Genomic DNA, 22,485 nt, shown 5'->3' with positions numbered 1-22,485 from the left:
TTTCGTTTACATCGTGTAACGCAAAACGGGCCGACAACGTCGGCCCGTAAAGGGAGGCAAAACTGGGGAGTTACGCTAGCTGTATCGGAATTGCGTTACTGGTGTGGCTGACCACATTGCCTTCCTGTAAATACACCAGGGCGGGTTGATGAGCATCCAGCTCCGCTTCACTGTAGTGAGCGTAACTGCAGATGATTACCCGGTGGCCGGGGCTGGCTAAATGGGCGGCGGCGCCATTGATGGAAATCATCCGTGAACCTTCTTCACCGCGAATGGCATAGGTGGTGAAACGCTCACCATTTTCCACGTTGTAGATCTGGATCTGTTCGTTTTCACGAATGCCGGCCATATCGAGCAACTCGCCGTCAACGGCACAAGAACCTTCGTAATTGAGTACCGCGTGCGTTACGCGGGCCATGTGAAGCTTGGCCTTGAGCATAATGGTATGCATGAAAATATCCTTTATTGCGACCCGGGCGGGTTTGCGCCTGGGGTGGTATCAGTGGTGTCGACAGGCGTTTCGGGTAAACGCAGGCTGAGGTTGTCGATCAGGCGCGTAGGCCCAAGCTGTACCGCCGCTAGCAAGACGGCCTCCCGGGTTTCGGCGTCGACGGGGCCGAGCAAGGTATCGCGCAGCTCAAGATAATCGGGAGTAAGGCCGGCATCATACAGGGCGCAGTAGCCTTGGTGTAGTACCTTTTTTAATGAGTCGCCTGCTTCCAGCGCCGTACGTATATCGCACAAGGTGCGGTAAAGCCTGGTGGCGATCTCACGCTGTTCGAGGCTCAAATAACCATTGCGTGATGACAAGGCCAGGCCGTCTTCAGCGCGAACGATCGGCACGCCGATAATCTCGATAGGCAGATGCAGGTCGCGCACCAGTTTGCGAATCACTGCAAGCTGTTGATAATCCTTTTCACCGAAGCAAGCCACATCCGGTTGCACCAGGTTGAAAAGCATTGTGACCACCGTCGAGACACCGTCAAAATGACCGGGACGTGAGCCACCGCACAACCCTTGACTAACCTCGGTGACATGCACGCGCGTCTGACCTTCTAGCCCATCAGGGTAGAGAGTCGTGGTCGTCGGAGCAAACAACACATCACAGCCGGCGGCTTCGAGTTGAAACTGGTCGGCCTCGAAGGTGCGCGGATAGGCATCAAGATCTTCACCCGGCCCAAACTGCATGGGATTGACGAACAGGCTGGAAACCACCACATCGGCATGTTGGCGAGCACGCTCCACCAAGGCGAGGTGTCCCGCATGCAAGTTGCCCATGGTAGGCACCAAGGCAATGCGTTGTCCGCGACGACGGTATTCACCGAGGGCATCACGCAAGGCTTGAATGTCTCGCAAGGTACGCATCAAAGGCTCCTAGGAGTGAAAACCTTGAAAAGGCATATGCTCAGCAACGTTCTTGCAAGCAGTCTCAAAAACGCTCTTAAAAACAATGTTCAGGCGCCGGAAAGGTTCGTGCCTTGACGGCCTCATGATAGGCCTTGAACGCTTGCTGAATAGACCCGCCTTCCTGGAGGAAGTTTTTAACGAAACGCGGGGTCTTGCCGTGGGTCACCCCAAGAACGTCGTGCATCACTAGGATTTGGCCGTCGACATCAGGACCGGCACCGATACCGATAACCGGTACATCCAGCGCCTCGGTTATTGCCTTGCCCAAGCTCGCGGGGACGCATTCCAGCAGAATCACCGACGCACCGGCCTCTACCAGGATGCGGGCATCGGCAAGAATCTGCCCGGCTTGCTCAGATTCGCGGCCCTGCACCTTATAGCCTCCCAGTTGGTAGACAGACTGCGGTGTCAGTCCCAGGTGGGCACAGACGGGAACGCCGCGGCGAGTCAATTCGCGAATGCCATCGGCCATCCAGGCTTCGCCTTCCACCTTGACCAGCTCGGCACCCGCGCGCATCAATGCGCCCGCATCTTGTAGCAAGCGTTCGGTACTCGAGTTGCTCATGAACGGCAAATCCACCATCAGCAGGCTCGCCCCTTTGCCACGGGCGGCGCAGCGGCTGTGATAGCAGATATCGTCCAGGGTGACCGGCAGGGTGCTGGTATGGCCTTGCAGTACCATGCCCAGGGAATCGCCCACCAGCAGTACTTCTATACCGGCGTGACTGGCAGCGTGAGCAAAGGAGGCATCGTAGGCGGTCAGGCAGCTGAACGTCTCACCAGCGCGCTTGAACGCTTGCAATGTGCTCAGGGTGACAGTTTTCATGGCGTGCTCTCGTTTTTCTGAGGCCGGCGCAAGGAGCCGAGCGTGATGGAAGTCGCCAGCCGAATGTACATGACACTCGGAGCGTAACCGGCAATTGTTACCTGAATTCACCACCGCTGTCGAGATGTGTGTCCAGGGGTAGCGCTTGGGGTATTGCCTCGGGAGAGAGTGCTGCCAGCCAAGCGTGTAAAGGACGCTGGCCGATCGACAGAGTGGGGGCGATTTCCTGCAGGGGTAACAGGACAAAACCGCGCTGCTGGATGTAGGGATGAGGGACGCAAAGCCGCGGCAAGGCTAGTTCCTGTGTATCAAACAGCAAAAGGTCGAGATCCAGGGTGCGGGGCCCCCAGTGGCGCGTACGCCGACGTCGATGCTGTTGCTCCAGCGCCTGTAACTGATCCAGCAATGCCAGGGGAGAAAGCCGGGTGTGAAGGGCCGCTACGGCATTGATGAAGTCTGGTTGATCCTGTGGGCCGACCGGGCGGCTAAGGTAAAGCTGTGAGGCTTTTACCAGGGAGGTGAGGGGTAACCGGTTCAGCGCCTCCAAGGCCTGGATAACCCGAGCGCGGGGGCCATCCAGGTTGCTGCCCAGGCCGATATAGGCACGATGAGGAAAAGTAGGACTCACCGCGATCAGCTGTCTTGAGTGGGGCGTGGCTTACGGCGTCGCCGACGTTTACGTTGGCCCGAGCCTTGGCTGGCGGGATCGCCTCCTACCTTTTGCAGTAAGCGGCGCTGCTCATGCTCGTCGCCTTGCTGAAATGCCGTCCACCAATCACCTAGCCCCGGTTCCAGCTCACCGGCTTGTTCACGCAACAGCAAGAGGTCATAGGCGGCACGGAAGCGTGGATGCTCGCGAGTCTGAAAGGCACGCTTGCCCCGACGTAGGGGAAGACGTTGTTGCAACTCCCAGATATCGCGCATCGGCATGCCGAAACGCTTGGGAATCGAGGTGTGATGCAGTTGGCGCGAAATAACCTGTTGCGCAGCCGCTTGCAGGGCCGGGATCGGCGGCATACCGCTATTTTCCAGCTCGGCCAGGCGTTGGACTACTGGCGCCCATAAAAAGGCGGCAAGCAAAAACGCCGGTGTGACCGGTCGATTTTCGGCAATGCGTTTGTCGGTGTTCTGGAGCGCCTGTTCGATCAAGGGCTCTGCCCAAGGCAAGTCGACCATGGCTTCTTCAGCTTCGGGGAAGAGCATGGCAAACAAGCCGTAATGGCTAAGCAGTCGGAATGTCGCCAAACCATGCCCCGCCATGAATAACTTGAGCACTTCATCGAACAGGCGTGCCGGGGGGATCTGCAATAACAGCGGCGCCAGTTCATGGATAGGCGCTTCACTATCGGCAGCGATATGGAAATCGAGCTTGGCGGCAAAGCGGACGGCGCGCAGCATGCGTACCGGATCTTCACGATAGCGTGTGGCCGGATCGCCAATCAATCGCAGCGTACGGGTTTCGATGTCGTGCACGCCGCCAGCGAAGTCGTGAATCGAGAAATCGGCAATGTTGTAGTACAGGGCATTTATGGTGAAGTCGCGGCGTATGGCATCTTCCTGGATATCTCCCCAGACATTGTCTCGCAGCAGCAAGCCATTCTCGGATTGATGGGCGATGTGGTTGCCATGATCATCACTCGGCTTGCCACGGAAGGTAGTGACCTCGATCACTTCACGACCGAAGCGCACATGCACAATACGAAAGCGACGACCGATCAAGCGTGAGTTGCGAAATAAATCCCGTACCTGTTCAGGTGTGGCATTAGTGGCAACATCAAAATCCTTCGGCATTTTACCCAAGAGGGCGTCACGAATGCAGCCGCCCACCAAGTAGGCACCGAAGCCTGCACTATCTAGGCGATAAAGCACCTTGAGCGCGGCCTCACTGAAATGTTGACGTGAGACGGGGTGTTCGTCACGAGGAATCACTTGGGGAACCATGGGGCCGGATGGGCTCTCCTGGGGCTCGAACAGCGACTTTAGGCGCCCACTCGGGCTTTGTAGAAAACGGGTAAATCCTTTGAACATGCGGCGTTATCGACTCGCAGAGTACAGAAAAATAAACGATGCAGGGCGCTGAGTGTAGCCGACCCCCAATGCCTTGCAAAGTGCGGGAGGCACGCAGTGACAAAAACCAGGACGCCAAACGCACAAAAGGGAGGCTTTTGGGCCTCCCCTATCAAGTGGTTGCTCGGCGTCCATGCCGGTGTTTTTCTTTGTGATGGGCATCGCCCTGAATACGCACCACAGTCAGGAAAAGTCATTATTGCTATTGATCCGACCGTCTCGTATTCAAAACAATAAACCAACTACGATGTTTTTCTCCCGGCGAGTTGTTTTTGTTACCGGTAGGTACTTATTGAGACGCTTGTTGTTATTGGACGTCTCGCTGTACATCGTATTCTGATTATCGGGCCACTCACTTGTTGGACTTGTTGTTGTTATTAGCCGCACACATTGGCGCGGACAAGTGATCGTCGAGATGGCATTGGCGGTTGTTCTTGTTGGCGCCGCTATCTCAAAAGGCTTGAAGCATTGTTATTGTTGGTGTTCAAACCGGCGGGTGTTGTCCTGTTGTTATTGTGAGAGGACTGCCGCTATGCCCGGGTTGTTTTTCTTACCTAGTAATACTGCAGGCCCTGTGCCATGTATTTTTTTATCAATATATTTCAATGGCTTAATTTTTTTTGGATCAGGCTGAGCAAGGAGAGAAGGAATAGTGTTACCGCCAACTCGGTGCTTTTCGACAGTCTGTGTGTGGGAAGGTAACAGTTACGAAGTAACACTTAAGGAAAAGTGTTTTTATAGATCAATGGCTTATACGTTAGTCTAAAAGAAAGTTAAGCTATTCGTTAAAAAATTTGTTACGACAAGCATCAAGAAGGTCTTCGTGCTGTTTTCTTGCGAGGTATGCCTAGACGTTGGCGACGTTCCCACAAATTCTTGCGACTAATCCCCAGCTTTTGGGCGAGCTCCGTTTCACTCATTTGTTCCTGGTGTTCCAGCACAAAATGCTGGAAGTAATCCTCCAGCGAGAGGTCATCCTCGTTGGGAGGTACAGCTACGCTGGATGATGTCGAATTAACCGGCGCCGCTCGCATGGATAGCTCCGTGGGTGCAAGCCCCAGGTCATCGGTGTGAATCAGATGGCCTTCGGCAAGAATGACGCCACGCTCCAGGGCGTTTTCCAGTTCTCGCACATTGCCCGGCCAAGGGTAATCCTTGAGTTCGCTACGTGCGGATTTGGATAGCCGCAGCCCCTCGCGAGAATGGCGCTTGCACGCCTTGCTCAACAGAATGTCGGCAATCTGCAAAACATCATCCTCGCGTTCCCGTAAGGGGGGAAGGTCAATCTGCATGACATTCAAGCGGTAATACAGATCGAGGCGAAATTCACCGCTTTTCGACAATGCCCGCAGATCGCGATGGGTGGCGGCGATCAGACGGACATCGACATGCCGGGTTTCCACCGAACCGATCTTGCGGATCTCGCCTTCCTGAAGAACGCGCAGCAGACGCGCCTGCGCATCCAGCGGCAGTTCGCCGATTTCATCCAGAAACAAGGTGCCGCCATCGGCCGCTTCGACCAGACCGGTACGGGCGGCGCTGGCCCCGGTAAAAGCACCTTTTTCATGACCGAAAAGCTCGGATTCGATCAGGGTTTCCGGAATGGCAGCGCAATTGACGCAGATCAGCGCCGCGCGGGCGCGCTTGCTTTGCTGGTGTAACGCCCGAGCCACCAGTTCCTTGCCGGTACCCGATTCGCCCTGAATCAATACCGTGACATCGGCAGGAGCGGTCTTGCGAATACGGGAATAGACCTGCTGCATGGCCACGCATTCGCCGATCATGGTCTGGCGGCTACCACCTTTATCGGTAACATCCGGTGGCTCGCTGTGCTGGATGGTCTGCTGGCGCAGGATCTGCGAAACCGTCTCGAGCAGCTCGTCGTGATCGAATGGCTTGGCGATATAATCCACTGCGCCTTGCTTCAGAGCATCCACCGCCGAGCGCATGCTGGCGTAGCTGGTCATTATCAATACCGGTGCGGGAGCAGCGGCTGTAATCAAGCTGGTGCCCGGTTCGCCGGGCAGGCGCAGGTCGCTGATGATCAGGTCAAATTGGTTTAGCGCCAAGGCCTGGGCATCCTCCGCGCTTTCCACTTCCTGGACATGGTAGTCGTGGCGCTCGAGCAATCGCTTGAGCGCGCTGCGAATAATCGCTTCATCTTCAACAATCAGTATTCGACGCATCGCTGAGCTGATCATCCTATGAGTAGAGCGGCAACCAGAGGGTAATGGCGGTGCCACGGGAATGGCCGAGAGGGGGTGAGGTAATCTCGATCTTGCCTTGGTGTTCGGTCACGATCTGGTAAGCCAGTGCGAGCCCCAGACCGGTACCTTGGCCAGCGGCCTTGGTGGTAATGAACGGTTCGAACAAACGGTCACGTACCCTTGGGTCGATGCCCTGGCCATTATCGATCACCCGCCACCAGGCTTGAGCGTGTTGAGCGCCGGCCTCAATACGAATATGGCCTTGTGTCTGGCAGGCGTCACGGGCATTACTCAATAGATTGACCATTACCTGAGTCAGGCGCTGTGCATCGCCGCGCACCACCAGCTGGTCAGGGCAGCTATTTTCGAATGTGACATCGTCGCCCGCCCGGGCCAGATGGATCAAGTGCAAGGCGTCTTCGGTGATGCTCGACAAGGCGACGGGTTCTATCGGTAGGGGAGTCGCCTGGCGCCCGCCATGGGCGAATCCTACCAGGGAATTGACGATTCGCGTCACTCGCTGGGTAAGTTGCTGGATCTGATCGGCGGTCTCGAGTAACGCTGGGTCGTCGGTGTCATAGCGCAGGTTCTGCGCCAGTGAGGAAATCCCGGTGATGGGATTGCCGATCTCGTGAGCCACGCCGGCGGCCAGCTGGCCGATTGATGCCAGGCGGGCGGCATGGACCAGTTCATCTTCAAGCCACTTCATCTCGGTATGGTCTTCGATGAGTATGACACTGCCGCCACGGCTGTCATGGTCGCTGAGTACCGCTTTATGCAGGGTCAGAAAGTAAGTTTTTCCATGCAGCGTGACGGCCTGTTTGTAGAGAGGGGTATGATCCAGTGCCAGGGCCTGACCCAGCAACGCCGCCCAGGGGGTGGGGAGGCTGTCTCGTCGTGCGCCGATGACACTGTCGCCCTCGATACCGGAAAGGGCAGTCAAGGCCTGGTTCCACATCAGCAATTCTTCATCATCACCGAACACGCAAAGCCCGATAGGCAGGTAGGCAAGGGTGCGACGATGGTGGCGACGCAGGCCGTCGAGTTCCCGAGCTAGGCCGGTTAGTCGTGAGCGGTAGGCTTCCAGGCGGCTTTCAACGAAATGTATATCATCGGTGGCGGGCTGATCGTCATGGCGATAAGGCAGGTAGCGGTCGACGATATCACGGGCCACGGACGGCCCCATCAATCCGGAGAGATTGGCCTGAATTCGGTCCCTTAGGCGTCGCAGCGCATAAGGGCGGCGCTCATTAACGGCTAACCCCAGATCTTTCAATGCACGAATGACTTCGCGTTGGGCGGCCTCGTCACCCAAGGCTTGAGCCAGGTGTTGGGGGAAGTCCTCCGCCGTGGCGGCATCCAGTGGCAGTCGTTTGGAGCGAATCACCGCGTCCACCGAGCAGGCTTCTGCGGCGGATTTTTCGCCTGTGGAGGTCCGGGTAAATAGCGACACCACAATCAAAGCCATGATATTCAAGACCAGGGCGAGCAAGGTGACGTGATACCACAACGGCGCATCGGCGGGTGCCAGGGGCGTAACAGGAAAGGCCGGAATGACTGTCGGAAACAATAAGGGTAACCACAGCCCCCACAGCCATATCATCACGCCTATCAATAACCCGCTGACCATGCCTTTGCGGTTGGCTCCCGGCCAGTATAGCAACGCCAGCATGCCAGGCAGGCACTGGGCCATTCCCACAAAGGCGGCCAGGCCCAGGGTGGTCAGGTCATTGTGCATTCCTACGGTACGATAGAATAGCCAGCCACCGAAAATCACCGCACCGATCAGGGCGCGACGCAGCCAGCGCAGCCAGCCGTAGAGATCGGCACGGGCTTCGGGCGGGTGAGCTACCAGCACCACATGGTTGAGAATCATGCCTGAAAGTGCCAGGGAAATAATAATCATGGTGCCGCTGGCGGCGGCCAGGCCGGCAATGAATACCAGCGCCCCCACCCACCAGCTTTCCGACAAGGCGAAAGCTGAATAGGCCGCGATGGAAACATCGAAAGTGCCGCGTGCCTGAGTGGCCCATAAAATCAGCGGAATCGGCAGTGCCATCAGCAGCAAGAACAGCGGCAGAGTCCAGCTCGCCTGTAGCAAAGTGCGCCGGGAAAGCGTTTCGGCAAAGGTGATGTGAAACAGGTGCGGCATCAGAAAGGCTGCGGCAAAGAACAATAACAGCAAGGTGCGCCACTGAGCCGGCTCCAGCTGAGGTGTGGCAGCTTGATAGGCCAGCCCCGGCCCTTCCAGCCACTGTTGCAGATCGCCTGGGCCGTCGAATACCCCAAACAGGGCAATGCCGCCCAACGCTAACATGGCCAGAAGCTTGACGATGGATTCAAGCGCGATCGTTGCCAGAAGCGTGTCGTGACGTGCATGAAGCTGGCTGTGACGGGCACCGAAAACCACGGCGAACAAAGCGATGGCAGCGCAGAATAACAGGGCAATGAGGGCCGGTGAGTCGCTGCCCGTCATGAGATGGGTCGCTTCACCCAGGATTTTCACCTGCAAGGCCAGAAGGGGCAGTACTGCCAGCAGGCTGACCAACGTTACCAGGGAACCGGCCCAGCGTGAGCGAAAGCGAAAGGCAAAGAGGTCGGCGAGGGATGCTAATTGATAGGTGCGAGTGATGCGCTGAATGGGTACCAGTAACACCGGTGCCAACAGAAAGGCACCGGCGGCACCCAGGTAATACGCCAGATAACCGTAGCCGGCATGAGCGGCCAGCTCAAGACTGCCATAAATCGCCCAGGCACTGGCATAGACCCCCACTGCTAGGATATAGACCACCGGGTGGCGGACAACACGCACCGGTACCCAGCCGCGTTCGATGACGAAGCCACAGCCGAACAGTAAGACAAGGTATCCGAAACCGAGCAGCAAAAGGCCGACTAACTCAACGCTCATCGAGCTTCCTTTTCTGTTCCAGCCACAGCGTCAAAGCGATCAACCCCCCCCAGATAACAAAGGGGCGGTACCAGGCGATATCCGGGTCGCCCCAGCCATTCATCAACAGGGGCGAGAGCAGGTAACCGCCGAATACCAGAAATAACATGATGCGATACACGTACATGGTCACTTACTCCGAGTGCTTCCATGGGCGGGAAGGGGTGGCGCTCAGGCGAGAAACCGACCAATGGGAGATCGCCCATTCAAGCTGGGATTCAACCGATGCCCCGGCAAGTGTCATAGGCGGCGCTTGATCCAGCACCTGCAAGGCTTGAAACAGCAGGCTGCGAACGGCGTCACCTTCTTCCGGCAATGCCGGCGTCAGGTTCTGTTTGGAAAGCTTCTGCCCTTCGGTGCTCACGATCAAGGGCAAGTGCAGGTAACGGGGCTCGGCAAACCCCAGCGCCTCTTGCAACTGACGCTGCCAAGGCGTGTTGTCGAGCAGGTCCAGCCCCCGCACCACATGGGTAATGTGTTGCTCGGCGTCGTCGACCACCACGGCCAGCTGATAAGCCCAGAGGCCGTCTTTACGTTTGAGCACCACATCGCCCAGGGTGGCGGGGTCGAAGCTCTGCGTGCCGAATAAACGGTCGTGCCACTCTACGGGGCGCAATCCCAGGTCGCTGCGCAGGCGCCAGGCCACCGGTTTGCCAGATTCACGAACGCCGTCACGGCACCAGCCGGGGTAGATGGCGTACTGGCGCCACTGCTTGCGTGAGCAGCTGCAAGGATAGGCCAGGCCAAGATGTTCAAGGCGCAGGAGTGACACGGCATACGCCGCCTCATGACGGCTTTGATAGCTCACCGAACCATCCCAGTGCAGGCCGAACGCTTCGAGCTGACGCAGGATCGTATCGGCAGCCCCTGGCGGGCAGCGGGGCGGGTCGATATCCTCGATGCGCAGAAACCATTTCCCTCCCACGGCGCGAGCATCGAGATAACTGCCGAGGGCGGCTACCAGCGAGCCGAAATGCAGCGGGCCGGAAGGCGTGGGCGCGAAGCGGCCGCGATAACCGGCGGTGTGAGGCATGCGCTGTCCTCGTTTGATGCGTTCGGAGTAACATGCAAACGGGCACCCTGAGGTGCCCGTGCAAGCGATCAACATTCAAGGATAAGCTTAGCTGCCTAGCTGCTTTTCCTTGAGTTCGGCCAAGGTTTTGCAATCGACACACAGCGTGGCTGTGGGCCGCGCTTCCAGGCGTCGAATACCAATTTCCACGCCACACGCCTCGCAGAAGCCGTAATCGTCTTCGTCGATCTTGTCCAGCGTTTCGTTGATCTTCTTGAGTAGCTTGCGTTCTCGATCCCGGGTGCGCAATTCCAGGCTGAAACCTTCTTCCTGAGTCGCGCGGTCTGCGGGGTCGGCGTAATTGTTGGCATCTTCCTGCAAGTGGCGCACGGTGCGATCCACTTCTTCCATGAGGTCCTGCTTCCAATCCAACAAGAGCTGCCGGAAGTGTTCCAGCTGCTGCTCGTTCATGTATTCTTCACCCGGTGCCGGCTGGTAAGGGGTGAATGGCTTGGACGCTTCCTGTTGCTTTTCCGCTACTGGCATGGGACTGCCTCTTACGTAAGTGACTGCTGATCAATCATCGACGCGTCAATGATCTCACGCCAAAGGGATGCTTGTTTATCTGAAAAACACAGGCTTTGCAAGCCTAATGATGTATTTAATACGTTAGTTTATTATCCAAAAGGAGGCCGTCATGGCCTGGAATCCACGCGTCAATCTCGTTGCCCCTTTTCGGGTCATGCATTTACTGGAATTAGCCCAGGCCAGAGAAGCGGCGGGGCATGATGTGATTCACCTTGAAGTCGGCGAGCCGGATTTCGCCACGCCGGCACCGGTGATGGCTGCCGGACAGCAGGCCCTGGCGCAGGGGCGCACGCGTTATACGCCGGCAGCCGGCCTTCCTGCCTTGCGTGAGGCGATTTCACGCCACTATGCCGAGCATTTCGCTGCCACAGTGGCTCCCGAGCGAATCCTGGTGACTCCGGGGGCTTCCGGCGCCTTGCTGCTCGCGAGCCAATTGCTCGCGGGTCCTGGTGACCGGGTGTTGATGGCCGACCCCAACTACCCTTGCAACCGGCATTTCATGGCACTGGCCGGTGCCGAGGTGGATACCGTCTCGGTAGGGCCGGAAAGCGGCTGGCAGCTGGATGCCGAGCTTATCCAACAGCATTGGCAGACCTCCACCCGTTTGGCGATGCTGGCCACCCCCTCCAACCCCACCGGTCACACCCTGGATGCCGTTAAGCTCAACGCCGTGGCCGAAGGGGTCTTCGCCAAGGGTGGGGAGTTGGTGGTCGACGAGATTTATCAGGGGCTGAATTACGATGACGCCCCGCTTTCGGCCACGGCATTGACGCCGGACGCCTTCGTGGTCAACAGTTTCTCCAAATATTTCGGCATGACCGGTTGGCGCCTGGGGTGGTTGGTGGCGCCGGAAGCTGCCGTTGAGCCGTTGACCCGGCTGGCGCAGAATGTCTTCCTGGCAGCTTCCACACCGGCGCAGTATGCCGCCTTGGCTGCGTTTACCCCGGAGTGTCGCGCGATTCTCGAAACCCGCCGAGAAACGCTGAAAGCTCGCCGCGATGCGCTACTGGCTGGTTTGGTGCCGCTGGGGTTGGCGCCGTCCTTGCCGCCTCAGGGGGCGTTTTATCTATGGCTGGATATCTCGCGCTACAGCCGCGACAGCCAAGCTTTCTGTGAACGCTTGCTGGAAGAAGAAAACGTGGCGATTACCCCGGGCATTGATTTCGCCGTGCGGGGGGGTGAGCACCATGTGCGAATCGCCTTCACCAATGAGGTGGCGCGCCTGGAAGAAGCCGTCTCGCGTCTAAGCCGCTTCGTGGGCCGGCTGTAATGCTGGTCTATCCTGAACTGGTTCCGGGCGTGCTGCTCAAGCGTTATAAGCGGTTTCTGGCCGATGTGCGCCTGGATGATGGACGCGAGGTGGTGGCGCACTGTCCCAATACCGGCTCCATGCGCGCGGTCAATGTGCCGGGTTGTCGGGTATGGCTCTCGCCCAGCGATAATCCCAAACGCAAGTTGGCCTGGACCTGGGAGTTGATCGAGCTGTCGCAAACCGACGGCAGCTTGGCGCTCGCCTCGGTGCATACTGGCCGCGCCAATCGTATCGTCGAAGCAGCCTTGCTTGCCGGGCATTTGGCACCGTTACGTGGCTATGCCAGCTTGCATCGGGAAGTGAAAGTGGCGGATTCACGGCTGGATTTTAAACTGGATGATCCGCAGCGCGGTAGCGCCTACGTGGAGGTCAAGCAGGTAACCCTCAAGGAAACCGATGATCATGGCTATTTTCCGGATTCCATCAGTGTGCGCGGCACCAAACACTTAAAGGCATTGAGCGCTCTGGCACGCCAGGGAGAGCGGGCGGTATTGGTGTTTTGCGTGGCCCATGAGGGCATCGAGGATGTGGCGCCGGCGGCGCATCTGGATGCCGCCTACGCGGTGGCTTTACGCGAGGCGGTAGCCAGCGGTGTGGAGATACTGGCTTATGGCATCAGCGTGACACGAGAGGGGTCAAGGCCCATCAGTATTTCACTGGAACGGGCCTTGCCGGTGCGGGTGGCAGGACCCGTTTTCAGCGGTCCAGGTAAAATCGCTGAATGAAGCTGACTTCCGCCGGGGCCTGATTGCGATCGTAACGTACGTCCAGGTCGAAGCGCATGGGTTCGTCTTCCTGAATACGGAAGGTTGCCAGCTGATAAGTGGAATCGCCGTCGTGAACCGTGCGAAATGCCAGGTTGCGCGGTGTGTCGGTCAAGCCGCTGACACTGCCTTGAACGCTGGCGCTGACCGGGCGGCTACTCCCGTCAGGTTGTGTTTCAAGTACGCTGACATTGAGCAAGGCGATGCCTTGGCTACGCTGAATGTTGTTAGCCTGGGCGACTTCCGGCGTCAGGAAACTGGTATTGACGGCGCTGTAATGAATCTCGTAATCGCCTACCTGAGTGTATTGCTGGGCAAGGGCGTGACTGCCTAGCCCAAGTGCCAAGCCAACGGCAAGGCTGGCGCAGGCCATGAAACGTCGCAGCATGGTGGTATTGCTCCTGTAAGGATTGAGTTAGGTGCGCTGGCAGACCCGGAAGATGGCGATTTCACCAAACAGGTTGGGCCATAGTCGCGATGTCCAGTGACCGCGGTGGTCTCCCACTCCCACGGCGCGATCGACAATCATCAGACCCTTGTCACGGCACAGGTGTTCAAAATCATTGAATGTGGAGAGATGGATGTTGGGGGTGTCGTACCAGGCGTGGGGCAGCGATTTGGACACCGGCATGTAGCCGCGAATTCCCAAATGGACGCGATGCCGCCAGTAGGCGAAGTTGGGGAAAGTGATAATACCCTCTTTGCCAACGCGCAGCATTTCATCGAGCATCTTGTCCGGGCGGCGAAGGGCCTGGAGCGCTTGCGTCATGATCACCAGGTCGTAGCTTTGGTCGGCGAAAGCGCCAAGGCCATCGTCCAGGTTGTGCTCGATGACGCTAACCCCCCGGGCGATGCAGGCGGTAATGCCATCCGGCGCAATCTCCAGACCGTAACCTGAAACGTTTTTCTGTTGTGAGAGCGTCTCCAGCAGTGTGCCGTCGCCGCAAGCCAGGTCGAGAACATGAGCCCCTTGCGGTACCCAGTCGTAGATCAATTCCAGGTCCGCACGCATCATCTTGCCTCCCTAATGCCGAGATCACGGGCCACACGTGACATGTAACCACTGAAAATCGCCTGATAACGCGCTTCCGGCAGCAGGAAGGCGTCATGGCCGTGAGGTGAGTCGATATTGACGTAACTCACGGGTTTTCCGGCACTCACCATGGCATCGACCAATTCGCGCGAACGCGGAGGGGGGAAGCGCCAGTCGGTAGTGAAACTGACCACTAGAAACGGACACTGTGCCGGGGCCAAAGCGCGCGCCAGATCACCGCCGTGGATCGCCGCAGGGTCGAAATAATCCAGTGCCTTGGTCATCAGCAGGTAGGTGTTGGCATCGAAGGAATTGGAAAAAGTGTCACCCTGATAGCGCAGGTAGGACTCCACCTGAAATTCCACCTCATAGCCGAAATTCAGGTCATTGGTGCGTAGGTCCCGCCCGAATTTGGTGCCCATGGCATCTTCGGAAAGATAGGTGATATGCCCCACCATCCGCGCCAGTTTGAGGCCGCGCCTGGGTACGGTGTCATGCTCGGCATACCAGCCATCGTGAAATTCGGGGTCCGAGCGAATGGCTTGGCGAGCCACTTCGTTGAAGGCAATGTTCTGGGCCGAAAGGCGTGGTGTGGCGGCAATCACCACCGCATTGGCTATCCGTTCCGGGTAGGCCGTTGTCCATTGCATGACCTGCATGCCGCCCAGGCTTCCGCCCACCGCCGCGGCGAAGCGCTCGATACCCAGGTAGTCGGCCAGGCGTACCTGGCTATTGACCCAGTCGCTGACCGTGACCATGGGAAAGTCCGGCCCCCACTGGCGCCCGGTTTCCGGGTTATGGCTGACCGGGCCGGTACTGCCGTGGCAACCGCCCAGGTTGTTGAGCGACACAACGAAAAATCGGTTGGTGTCGATCGATTTTCCGGGGCCGATATGCGCATCCCACCAACCTGGTTTAGGGTCTTCCAGGGAGTGATAGCCAGCGGCATGGTGATGGCCGGACAGCGCGTGACAGATCAATACTGCATTGTTGCGCTGCGCATTCAAGGTGCCGTAGGTCTCATAAACCAAGTCATAAGCCGGAAGCACCTTGCCGCAGGCTAGCGCCAGAGGCGTGTCGAAGTGTGCCACCTCTGGAGTTATCAGACCGACGGAATCGGCCGGTATCGGTTCAGTGACGGCGCTTGGGTGTGAATCAGGCATCGAAAATGTATGTCCCACTGATAAGTCGAATCACAAGCCCACCAAGGAGCCGGAAATGCCGGCGGCGCGAATCAAGGATCCAACCACCAGGCCATCAATCAAGTTGATGAGGATGAATACCACGATGGGGGAGAGATCGATCATACCCAGCGGTGGAATCACCTTGCGTACCGGCGCCATGATGGGTTCGACCAGTTGCATGACCAGCAATGCGCCGGGATGACTGGCATTGGGCGCCACCCAGCTCAGGATTATCATCACGATCAAAGCGAAGAAATAGATCTTCAAAATGGCATTGGCCAAGGCTGCCACACCGGCGATCATCAATCCGCCGATTGGCGGCAATCCCACGCCGATCACTTGAAAGATCACCACGATACTGATGACCTTGAGTACGAAACCGGCGGCAAGCGTGGCCAGGTCGAAGCGCCCGGCTACCGGGCCAAGAAAGCCCTGAAAGAGCCCGACCACTGGCTGTGTGAGCTTGACCACCGACTGGCTGATCGGGTTGTAATAATCGGCGTGTGAGGCTTGCAGCAAAAAGCGCAGCATCAACAAGAACAGGTAAATATTGATCAGGGTATTGACCAGCATCAACCCGGCGCTTCCCAATTGGTTGCCCATGAGGCTCCTCCGTTACAGTCGTCCGTTGGCTTATTTGGCACCAGATGCTTATTTACCGGCAAGCTCTTTGCCCATTTCCTGAGCGCGATGAGCGCAGGCATCCATGGCGTCTTGAATGGTTTTGCGCAACTGGGCATTTTCCATATGTTCGATGGCCCGTTCGGTGGTGCCACCGGGGGACATGACATTCTTCTTCAGCGTGGCGGGGTCGTGCTCACTTTGCTGCGCCATGCGGGCAGCACCCAGGGCGGTCTGAATCGCCAACCGGCGAGCCGTGGCGGCAGGCAAACCGAGCTTGACCCCGGCGGCTTCCATGGCTTCGAACATCAAGAAAAAATACGCCGGTGCGCTGCCGGAAACCGCCGTGACGGCGTCGAGCAAGCGTTCTTCTTCCACCCACTCCACCAGGCCCACGGCTTCCATCAGTTGGGTGGCGGTCTGACGCTGTTGTTCGCTGACCGCTGCGTTGGCGTAAAGGCCGCTGGCGCCGCACCCCACCAGTGAAGGGGTGTTGGGCATGCAGCGTACCACGGCCAGGCCGCCGCCCAGCCAGGTGTCGATGGTGGTGGCATCGAGCCCGGCGGCAATCGAGATGATCAAGGGCCGCTGATGCTGGATGCTGTCGCGCATCTTCTCGCATACGTCGCGCATGATTTGCGGCTTGACCGCCAGCACCACCACATCGGCGTTGGCCACGGCGGTTGAGTTGTCGGTCTGGGTGTTGATGCCGAAGCGTTCATTGACCGGTTCCAGCGCAGCATCGCTGGGTGAGGTGGCGGTAATCGAGGCGGGCGCCATGCCGCTGTCGATCATGCCGCCGATGATGGCACCGGCCATGTTGCCGGCACCGATAAAGGTAATCTGGGTCGTCATGAAGTGCTGTGTCCTGTGTCGAGTCGTTAGCGTGTCGGCGCAAAGCCGAGCGTTTGGCTGTGTTCTTGAAGAGCTATGTTAATGCGTCTCGCGTGCCCCGAAAATCGCGGTTCCCAGCCGAACCAGCGTGGCGCCTTCTTGGACCGCGGCTTCCAGGTCGTCGCTCATGCCCATGGAGAGCGTGTCCAGAGGCGTTTCGGGAAGCGCTTGCTGCAGCTGCTCCAGAGCATGGCGCAGCCTTGCAAAAGGTTGGCGCTGTTCCGCCAGGGAGTCCGCCGGGGCGGGAATGGCCATCAGGCCGCGTAGCCGCAGGTTGGGCAAGCTGGCGACTTCCCGAGCCAGGGCGGGAAGCGCTTCGAGACTGACCCCGGATTTCGAGGGCTCCGCGCTGATGTTGACCTGCAAGCATACATTCAACGGAGGCAGGTTTTCCGGTCGTTGCTCATTGAGACGCCGGGCGATCTTTTCACGATCGACGCTGTGCACCCAGGCAAAATGCTCGGCCACGGCACGCGTTTTGTTGGACTGCAAGGGACCGATGAAATGCCAGACGATGTCGTCAAGGTCGGCAAGTTGCGTCTGCTTCTCCAGGGCTTCCTGAAGGTAGTTCTCACCGAATTCCCGTTGGCCGAGTTGCCAGGCCTGGCGGATCAGCTCGGCAGGCTTGGTCTTGCTCACCGCCAGAAGTCGCGCTGCATTGAGAGGGCGCCCGGCTTGCTCCAGAGCAAGGTGAAGGCGTTCGCGGGCACTGGCGAGTGACGCTGGGAGTGTGATGTCTGTCATACTCAAGGCAACCTTACCGCAGCTGGGAAAGTGACATGGATATTACCGAACTGCTGGCGTTCTCGGCAAAGCAGAATGCCTCGGACTTGCATCTTTCGGCAGGTTTGCCTCCGATGATACGCGTTGATGGCGATATTCGCCGTCTCAATGTGCCCGCCATGGACAATACTGAGGTCCGGAAACTGATCTACGACATCATGGGCGATCGACAGCGCCGTGACTACGAAGAGCATCTGGAAGTCGATTTCTCCTTCGAAGTGCCAGGGGTAGCGCGCTTTCGTGTCAATGCCTTCAACCAGGCCCGAGGCGCTGGCGCTGTCTTTCGTACCATTCCCAGCAAGGTCTTGAGCATGGAGGATTTGGGACTGGGCACCACGTTTGAACAACTCGCCATGCTGCCACGCGGACTGGTGCTGGTAACCGGTCCTACTGGCTCGGGCAAAAGTACCACCTTGGCGGCAATGCTCGACTACATCAATGACAATCGCTACGAGCATATTCTCACCATTGAAGACCCGGTGGAATTCGTGCATACCAGCAAACGCTGCTTGATCAACCAGCGCGAAGTGCATCGCGATACGCATGGGTTTGCCGAAGCTCTGCGCAGCGCCTTGCGTGAAGACCCCGATGTGATCCTGGTGGGGGAACTACGTGACCTGGAAACAATCCGCCTTGCCCTGACCGCAGCTGAAACCGGCCACTTGGTGCTGGGTACGCTGCATACCACCTCGGCGGCCAAGACCATTGACCGAATCATCGATGTGTTTCCCGGCGAGGAAAAAGCCATGGTGCGCTCGATGCTCTCGGAATCCTTGCAGGCGGTAGTGTCGCAATCACTGCTCAAGCGTCAGGGCGGCGGTCGGGTGGCCGCTCACGAAATTCTGATAGCTACTGCGGCAGTGCGTAACCTGATCCGTGAAGACAAGGTGGCGCAGATTTATTCCGCCATTCAGACCGGGGGGAACTTGGGCATGCAGACCCTGGATTCGTCTCTTGCGCGTTTGGCTAAAGAGGGGCTGGTGAGTGTGGAAGCCGCCCAGGCGCGAGCCAAAGGTGAGCTTGCTTTGTAGATTTCGGTTGATTAACTGCGATGAAAACGCGAGGGGAGAGAGCATGAGTGAATCGCAAGCCGACCGTGTGACGGCAACGCAATGGCTGCACCAATTACTGGATATCATGGTGGATCAGCAGGCCTCGGACCTGTTGATTTCGGTGGATGCGCCGCCGAGTCTCAAAATGGCCGAAGGGGTGGTGCCGCTGGGCAAGCAGCGTTTGTCGAGTCATCAAGTGAACGAGCTGGTTAGCGTCACCGTTCCCGAAGGGTTACGTGAACGCTTCAAACAGGAGCGTGAAGCCAACTTTGCGCTGAGTTTTGGGGAAAAAGGGCGTTTTCGCGTCAGTGCCTTTCAGCAGCGCAATCAGCTGGCGATGGTGGTCCGGCGTATCTCGCTGGAGATCCCGGAACTCGAGACCCTGGGCGTGCCGCCGCAATTGGCTGAGCTGGCGCAGGCCAAGCGCGGGCTGGTGCTGGTCGTGGGGGGGACCGGCACGGGTAAATCGACCACGCTGGCATCGATGATTCAGCAGCGTAACGAAACAATAGGCGGCCACATCATCAGTGTGGAAGACCCGATCGAATACCTTCATCCGCACAAGAAGGCCATTGTCAATCAGCGTGAAGTCGGGATTGATACCGAGTCTTTTGAAGTGGCGCTGAAAAATACCCTGCGTCAGGCGCCGGACGTGATTCTGATCGGCGAGATTCGTACCCGTGAAACCATGGAACATGCGCTAACCTTTGCCGAGACAGGGCATCTGTGCCTGGCCACCCTGCATGCCAACAATGCCAATCAGGCGCTGGACCGGATTATCAATTTCTTCCCCCACGAACGTCACCAGCAGATCTGGATGGATCTGTCGTTGAACCTGCGTGCGATCATCGCTCAACAGTTGCTGCCTTCCCGAGACGGCGGGCGCTGCGCGGCAATCGAAATCATGCTGCAATCGCCACGCATCGCCGATCTGATCAGCAAGGGCAATGCCGGCGACATCAAACCAGCCATGGCCGGTGCGCGAGATATGGGTATGCAGACCTTCGACCAAGCCTTGTATGACTTGTACCGCGAGCAAAAAGTCAGTGCAGAGGTCGCGCTATCGCATGCCGACTCCGCCAATGAACTGCGCATGATGATCAAGTATGGCGAAGCGGGGGAAGGGGGAGATTCCTCGGTGGATAATGCCCCCAGTGGCCTGGCGCTGCGTGATGAAGACGATTTCTGACTCAGGCTGAATAAATTCCTCCCAATACGCGTAAGCCCTTGGCGCCGGTTACCGACGGCAGGTTTCCGGGCAATTGGGCAAGCCGCTGATGTGCCAGCCAGGCAAAAGCGCCGGCTTCTATCCAGTCGGCGGGCCAACCCCAGTCAGCGCTTTCGACCAGCGCTGTTTCGGGCATTCGCCGGCCCAGGCGAGCGAGCAAGTGAGTATTGTGAGCACCCCCGCCACATACGATCAATGCTGCAGCCGGCGGGGCGGCCAGTTCTTCTCTGGCCATTTCCACGCCGAGCGCCACACTGGCGGCGGTCAGTTCAGCCAGGGTGGCCTGGACATCTTGCGGTGCTTCGTGACCGCTGAGGTGTGTCGTCAACCAGTCCATATTGAACACTTCGCGGCCGGTACTGCGTGGCGGTGGCCGATGAAAGAAAGGCTCGCTCAGCAGGCGTTCCAGTAGCGTTTCATCGAGCTTGCCCGATGCCGCCCAGGTGCCATCCTTGTCGAAGCGCTCGCCAGGGTGATGATAGGCGTGCCAGGCATCCATCAAGGCGTTGGCCGGGCCGGTATCGAATCCCAGGGGAGCAATGTCGCTGTCTCGGGGGGCAAGCCAGGTGATGTTGGCAAAGCCGCCCAGATTGAGCACCAGGTGGTGCTTCTCGTCTGCGGCAAAGACAGCTTGATGAAAGGCGGGAGCCAAGGGCGCGGCTTGCCCGCCTGCGGCGAGATCGCGGCGGCGAAAGTCGGCGACTACCGTGCAATGAGTCAATTCGGCCAGCAGGCTGGGGTTGTCCAGCTGCAAGGTGTAAGGCGGTCCCTCGCCATGCCCGTAAGGCGCATGTTCGATCGTCTGGCCATGGCTGCCGATGGCGGTAATGTGTTCGCTCTTCATGTTGGCTTTGGACAGCACTTTGCGTACCGCCTTGCCTTGAAGCTCGCAAAAAGCGGTTTCGGCCTCGGCCAGTTGGGCAAAGCTTGTCTGGTCGGCATGGCAGAGTTCGAGCAACGACCGTCGTAAGGCGTCCGGCATGACTTCGTCATGGGTGGCAATCAGCTCAGGAGGCGTATTGTTGCGAATGGCCACGAGGGCGGCATCAATTCCATCCATACTGGTGCCGGACATCAGTCCTATATAGTAGCGAGTTGGTTCTTGTGGCATCGGTAGTGTCATCCCTGCTGTCCGTAGGCTCAACCATGGGGGTCTGACATGGTAACATCATGCGCTATTTATCCCTTGAACCGCCCTGGCGGGCAACATGGTCAAACTGGAGAGCATCTAATGAGTGAGGTGGCACAGGCCTTGGCGCTATTGCAGCGCGGTACGCAAGAAATCTTGCTGGAAGATGAGTTAAGAAAAAAGCTTGAGTCCGGGCGTAAGCTGCGCATCAAGGCGGGGTTCGATCCTACGGCACCCGATCTGCACCTGGGGCATAGCGTGTTGCTGACCAAGATGCGCCAGTTCCAGGAGTTGGGGCATGAAGTGATTTTCCTGATTGGGGATTTCACCGGGCGTATTGGCGACCCCACCGGCAAGAACGTCACACGCAAGCCGCTCACCGAAGAAGAAGTCAAGGCCAATGCCCAGACCTATAAAGAGCAAGTGTTCAAGATTCTCGACCCGCAAAAGACCGAAGTACGATTCAATGCTGAGTGGTTCTCGGCGATGAGTGCGGCGGATATGATCGAACTTGCCGGCCAGACAACTGTGGCACGTATGCTTGAACGGGATGATTTCGAGAAACGCTATAAGTCTGGGCAATCCATTTCAATCCATGAGTTTCTTTACCCGCTGGTCCAGGGCTACGACTCCGTGGCGTTGAAAGCCGATGTGGAACTGGGGGGCACCGATCAGAAATTCAATTTATTGATGGGACGCGAGATCCAGAAACATTTTGGCCAAGAACCCCAGGTGGTCATCACGATGCCGTTGCTCGAAGGTCTCGACGGCGTGCAGAAGATGTCCAAGTCGCTGGGCAATTATGTGGGAGTCGATGAATCGCCAGGCTCAATGTTCAACAAGCTCGTGTCGATGCCTGACAGCTTGATCTGGCGTTATTTCGAATTGCTTTCGCTGAAATCCAACGAGACAATCGAAGGGCTCAAGCGTGACGTCGAGGCCGGAGCGAACCCGCGAGACATCAAGATGACCTTGGCACGTGAATTGATTGGTCGTTATCACGGCGAAGAAGCCGCAGCCAATGCCCATAAATTTTCCGGCAATCAGCTGGCCGAAGGCGAACTCCCGGAAGACCTTCCGGAAGTCGAGGTGGACTTCGAAGGTATCGATCGGGTGCCGATTGCTGCCGTACTCAACCGTGCCGGTCTTGCCAACAACAGTGCTCAAGCCAAGGATATGCTGGGCAATGGCCGAGTCAAGGTGAATGGCGAGGTGATCGAGCGCGACCATATGCTTGAGGTGGGAAGCAGTTATGTCATCCAGGCAGGTAAGAAGCGTTATGCCCGTGTCAGTGTACGCTGAAGTTTTTTTACACGGAAGGCTTGCCAGTGTCCCGGCCAGGGGGTAGAGTACGCATCCGCTGCCGGGAACGCCAGGCGTTTCCAGCGGTGGAGCTTGCTGAAAAGCAAGCAGTGTCAAGGGGTTAGCGCT

The 22,485-nt window shown here is 58.0% G+C and carries 22 protein-coding genes; 5 read left to right on the top strand and 17 right to left on the bottom strand.

The window, feature by feature from the left end:
* Window positions 1-70: 70 nt before the first annotated feature.
* The 10 genes from panD to dksA form a co-directional block, all read right to left on the bottom strand.
* Window positions 71-451, bottom strand: coding sequence for an aspartate 1-decarboxylase (gene panD / locus GPM19_RS06295; protein ID WP_114486802.1), 381 nt, complete (start codon window positions 449-451; stop codon window positions 71-73).
* A gap of 11 nt (window positions 452-462) precedes the next feature.
* Window positions 463-1,365: a pantoate--beta-alanine ligase gene (panC, locus tag GPM19_RS06290; RefSeq protein ID WP_160418055.1), complete on the bottom strand. Its 903-nt coding sequence runs from the start codon at window positions 1,363-1,365 to the stop codon at window positions 463-465.
* Between the two features lie 76 nt (window positions 1,366-1,441).
* Window positions 1,442-2,233, bottom strand: a complete 792-nt coding sequence (gene panB / locus GPM19_RS06285) for a 3-methyl-2-oxobutanoate hydroxymethyltransferase (protein ID WP_160418053.1) — start codon at window positions 2,231-2,233, stop codon at window positions 1,442-1,444.
* A 97-nt stretch (window positions 2,234-2,330) separates the two neighbouring features.
* Window positions 2,331-2,861 (bottom strand): 2-amino-4-hydroxy-6-hydroxymethyldihydropteridine diphosphokinase, encoded by a 531-nt coding sequence (gene folK / locus GPM19_RS06280; protein WP_160418051.1) that lies wholly within the window; start codon window positions 2,859-2,861, stop codon window positions 2,331-2,333.
* Window positions 2,862-2,866: 5 nt separating this feature from the next.
* Window positions 2,867-4,261, bottom strand: coding sequence for a polynucleotide adenylyltransferase PcnB (pcnB, locus tag GPM19_RS06275; RefSeq protein WP_160418049.1), 1,395 nt, complete (start codon window positions 4,259-4,261; stop codon window positions 2,867-2,869).
* An 848-nt stretch (window positions 4,262-5,109) separates the two neighbouring features.
* Complete coding sequence (locus GPM19_RS06270; RefSeq protein WP_160418046.1) at window positions 5,110-6,486, bottom strand: sigma-54-dependent transcriptional regulator; 1,377 nt, start codon at window positions 6,484-6,486, stop codon at window positions 5,110-5,112.
* 16 nt (window positions 6,487-6,502) lie between these two features.
* On the bottom strand, window positions 6,503-9,415 hold the full coding sequence (locus GPM19_RS06265; protein WP_160418044.1) for an ATP-binding protein: 2,913 nt from the start codon (window positions 9,413-9,415) through the stop codon (window positions 6,503-6,505).
* Window positions 9,405-9,581, bottom strand: coding sequence for a hypothetical protein (locus tag GPM19_RS15215; protein WP_181870735.1), 177 nt, complete (start codon window positions 9,579-9,581; stop codon window positions 9,405-9,407). The genes GPM19_RS06265 and GPM19_RS15215 overlap by 11 nt, the downstream gene beginning before the upstream one ends.
* 6 nt (window positions 9,582-9,587) lie before the next feature.
* Complete coding sequence (gluQRS, locus tag GPM19_RS06260; RefSeq protein ID WP_160418043.1) at window positions 9,588-10,487, bottom strand: tRNA glutamyl-Q(34) synthetase GluQRS; 900 nt, start codon at window positions 10,485-10,487, stop codon at window positions 9,588-9,590.
* A gap of 87 nt (window positions 10,488-10,574) precedes the next feature.
* Complete coding sequence (dksA, locus tag GPM19_RS06255; protein ID WP_114486795.1) at window positions 10,575-11,012, bottom strand: RNA polymerase-binding protein DksA; 438 nt, start codon at window positions 11,010-11,012, stop codon at window positions 10,575-10,577.
* A gap of 151 nt (window positions 11,013-11,163) precedes the next feature.
* Between dksA and GPM19_RS06250 the strand changes: the two genes are divergently transcribed.
* Together GPM19_RS06250 and sfsA are read left to right on the top strand one after the other, a co-directional pair.
* Window positions 11,164-12,324, top strand: coding sequence for an aminotransferase class I/II-fold pyridoxal phosphate-dependent enzyme (locus GPM19_RS06250; RefSeq protein WP_160418041.1), 1,161 nt, complete (start codon window positions 11,164-11,166; stop codon window positions 12,322-12,324).
* Window positions 12,324-13,091 carry a DNA/RNA nuclease SfsA gene (sfsA, locus tag GPM19_RS06245; RefSeq protein ID WP_160418039.1) on the top strand — a complete coding sequence of 256 codons (768 nt, stop codon included), beginning with the start codon at window positions 12,324-12,326 and terminating at the stop codon, window positions 13,089-13,091. Before GPM19_RS06250 ends, sfsA begins: the two co-directional genes overlap by 1 nt.
* On the opposite strand, the gene GPM19_RS06240 is transcribed toward sfsA, so the two are convergent.
* The 6 genes from GPM19_RS06240 to GPM19_RS06215 form a co-directional block, all read right to left on the bottom strand.
* Window positions 13,063-13,518 carry a DUF4426 domain-containing protein gene (locus GPM19_RS06240; protein ID WP_160418037.1) on the bottom strand — a complete coding sequence of 152 codons (456 nt, stop codon included), beginning with the start codon at window positions 13,516-13,518 and terminating at the stop codon, window positions 13,063-13,065. The two genes, sfsA and GPM19_RS06240, sit on opposite strands and share 29 nt — an antisense overlap.
* 27 nt (window positions 13,519-13,545) lie before the next feature.
* On the bottom strand, window positions 13,546-14,142 hold the full coding sequence (gene metW, locus GPM19_RS06235) for a methionine biosynthesis protein MetW (RefSeq protein ID WP_114486833.1): 597 nt from the start codon (window positions 14,140-14,142) through the stop codon (window positions 13,546-13,548).
* Window positions 14,142-15,326 (bottom strand): homoserine O-succinyltransferase MetX, encoded by a 1,185-nt coding sequence (gene metX, locus GPM19_RS06230; RefSeq protein ID WP_160418036.1) that lies wholly within the window; start codon window positions 15,324-15,326, stop codon window positions 14,142-14,144. Before metX ends, metW begins: the two co-directional genes overlap by 1 nt.
* Window positions 15,327-15,356: 30 nt before the next feature.
* Window positions 15,357-15,950 (bottom strand): YggT family protein, encoded by a 594-nt coding sequence (locus GPM19_RS06225; protein WP_160418034.1) that lies wholly within the window; start codon window positions 15,948-15,950, stop codon window positions 15,357-15,359.
* A 48-nt stretch (window positions 15,951-15,998) separates the two neighbouring features.
* On the bottom strand, window positions 15,999-16,823 hold the full coding sequence (proC, locus tag GPM19_RS06220; protein ID WP_160418032.1) for a pyrroline-5-carboxylate reductase: 825 nt from the start codon (window positions 16,821-16,823) through the stop codon (window positions 15,999-16,001).
* 78 nt (window positions 16,824-16,901) lie between these two features.
* A complete protein-coding gene (locus GPM19_RS06215; RefSeq protein WP_160418030.1) occupies window positions 16,902-17,606 on the bottom strand; it encodes a YggS family pyridoxal phosphate-dependent enzyme in 705 nt (234 codons plus the stop codon).
* Between the two features lie 35 nt (window positions 17,607-17,641).
* On the opposite strand from GPM19_RS06215, the gene GPM19_RS06210 reads away from it, so the two are divergent.
* Entirely contained in the window at window positions 17,642-18,676 is a 1,035-nt protein-coding gene (locus GPM19_RS06210) for a type IV pilus twitching motility protein PilT (protein WP_160418028.1), read from the top strand.
* A gap of 43 nt (window positions 18,677-18,719) precedes the next feature.
* The gene (locus GPM19_RS06205; protein WP_160418026.1) at window positions 18,720-19,886 is read left to right on the top strand and encodes a PilT/PilU family type 4a pilus ATPase; all 1,167 of its coding nucleotides are present in this window, start codon (window positions 18,720-18,722) and stop codon (window positions 19,884-19,886) included.
* Between the two features lies 1 nt (window position 19,887).
* Here GPM19_RS06205 and GPM19_RS06200 read toward each other — a convergent pair whose 3' ends face one another.
* Window positions 19,888-21,036, bottom strand: a complete 1,149-nt coding sequence (locus GPM19_RS06200) for an anhydro-N-acetylmuramic acid kinase (RefSeq protein ID WP_227842221.1) — start codon at window positions 21,034-21,036, stop codon at window positions 19,888-19,890.
* A gap of 120 nt (window positions 21,037-21,156) precedes the next feature.
* Between GPM19_RS06200 and tyrS the strand changes: the two genes are divergently transcribed.
* Window positions 21,157-22,356, top strand: coding sequence for a tyrosine--tRNA ligase (gene tyrS / locus GPM19_RS06195; RefSeq protein WP_160418022.1), 1,200 nt, complete (start codon window positions 21,157-21,159; stop codon window positions 22,354-22,356).
* Window positions 22,357-22,485 lie beyond the last annotated feature (129 nt).

This window comes from Vreelandella zhuhanensis (genome assembly GCF_009793355.1).
GTDB lineage: Bacteria > Pseudomonadota > Gammaproteobacteria > Pseudomonadales > Halomonadaceae > Vreelandella > Vreelandella zhuhanensis.
This window is presented reverse-complemented; position numbering and strand designations above follow the sequence as displayed.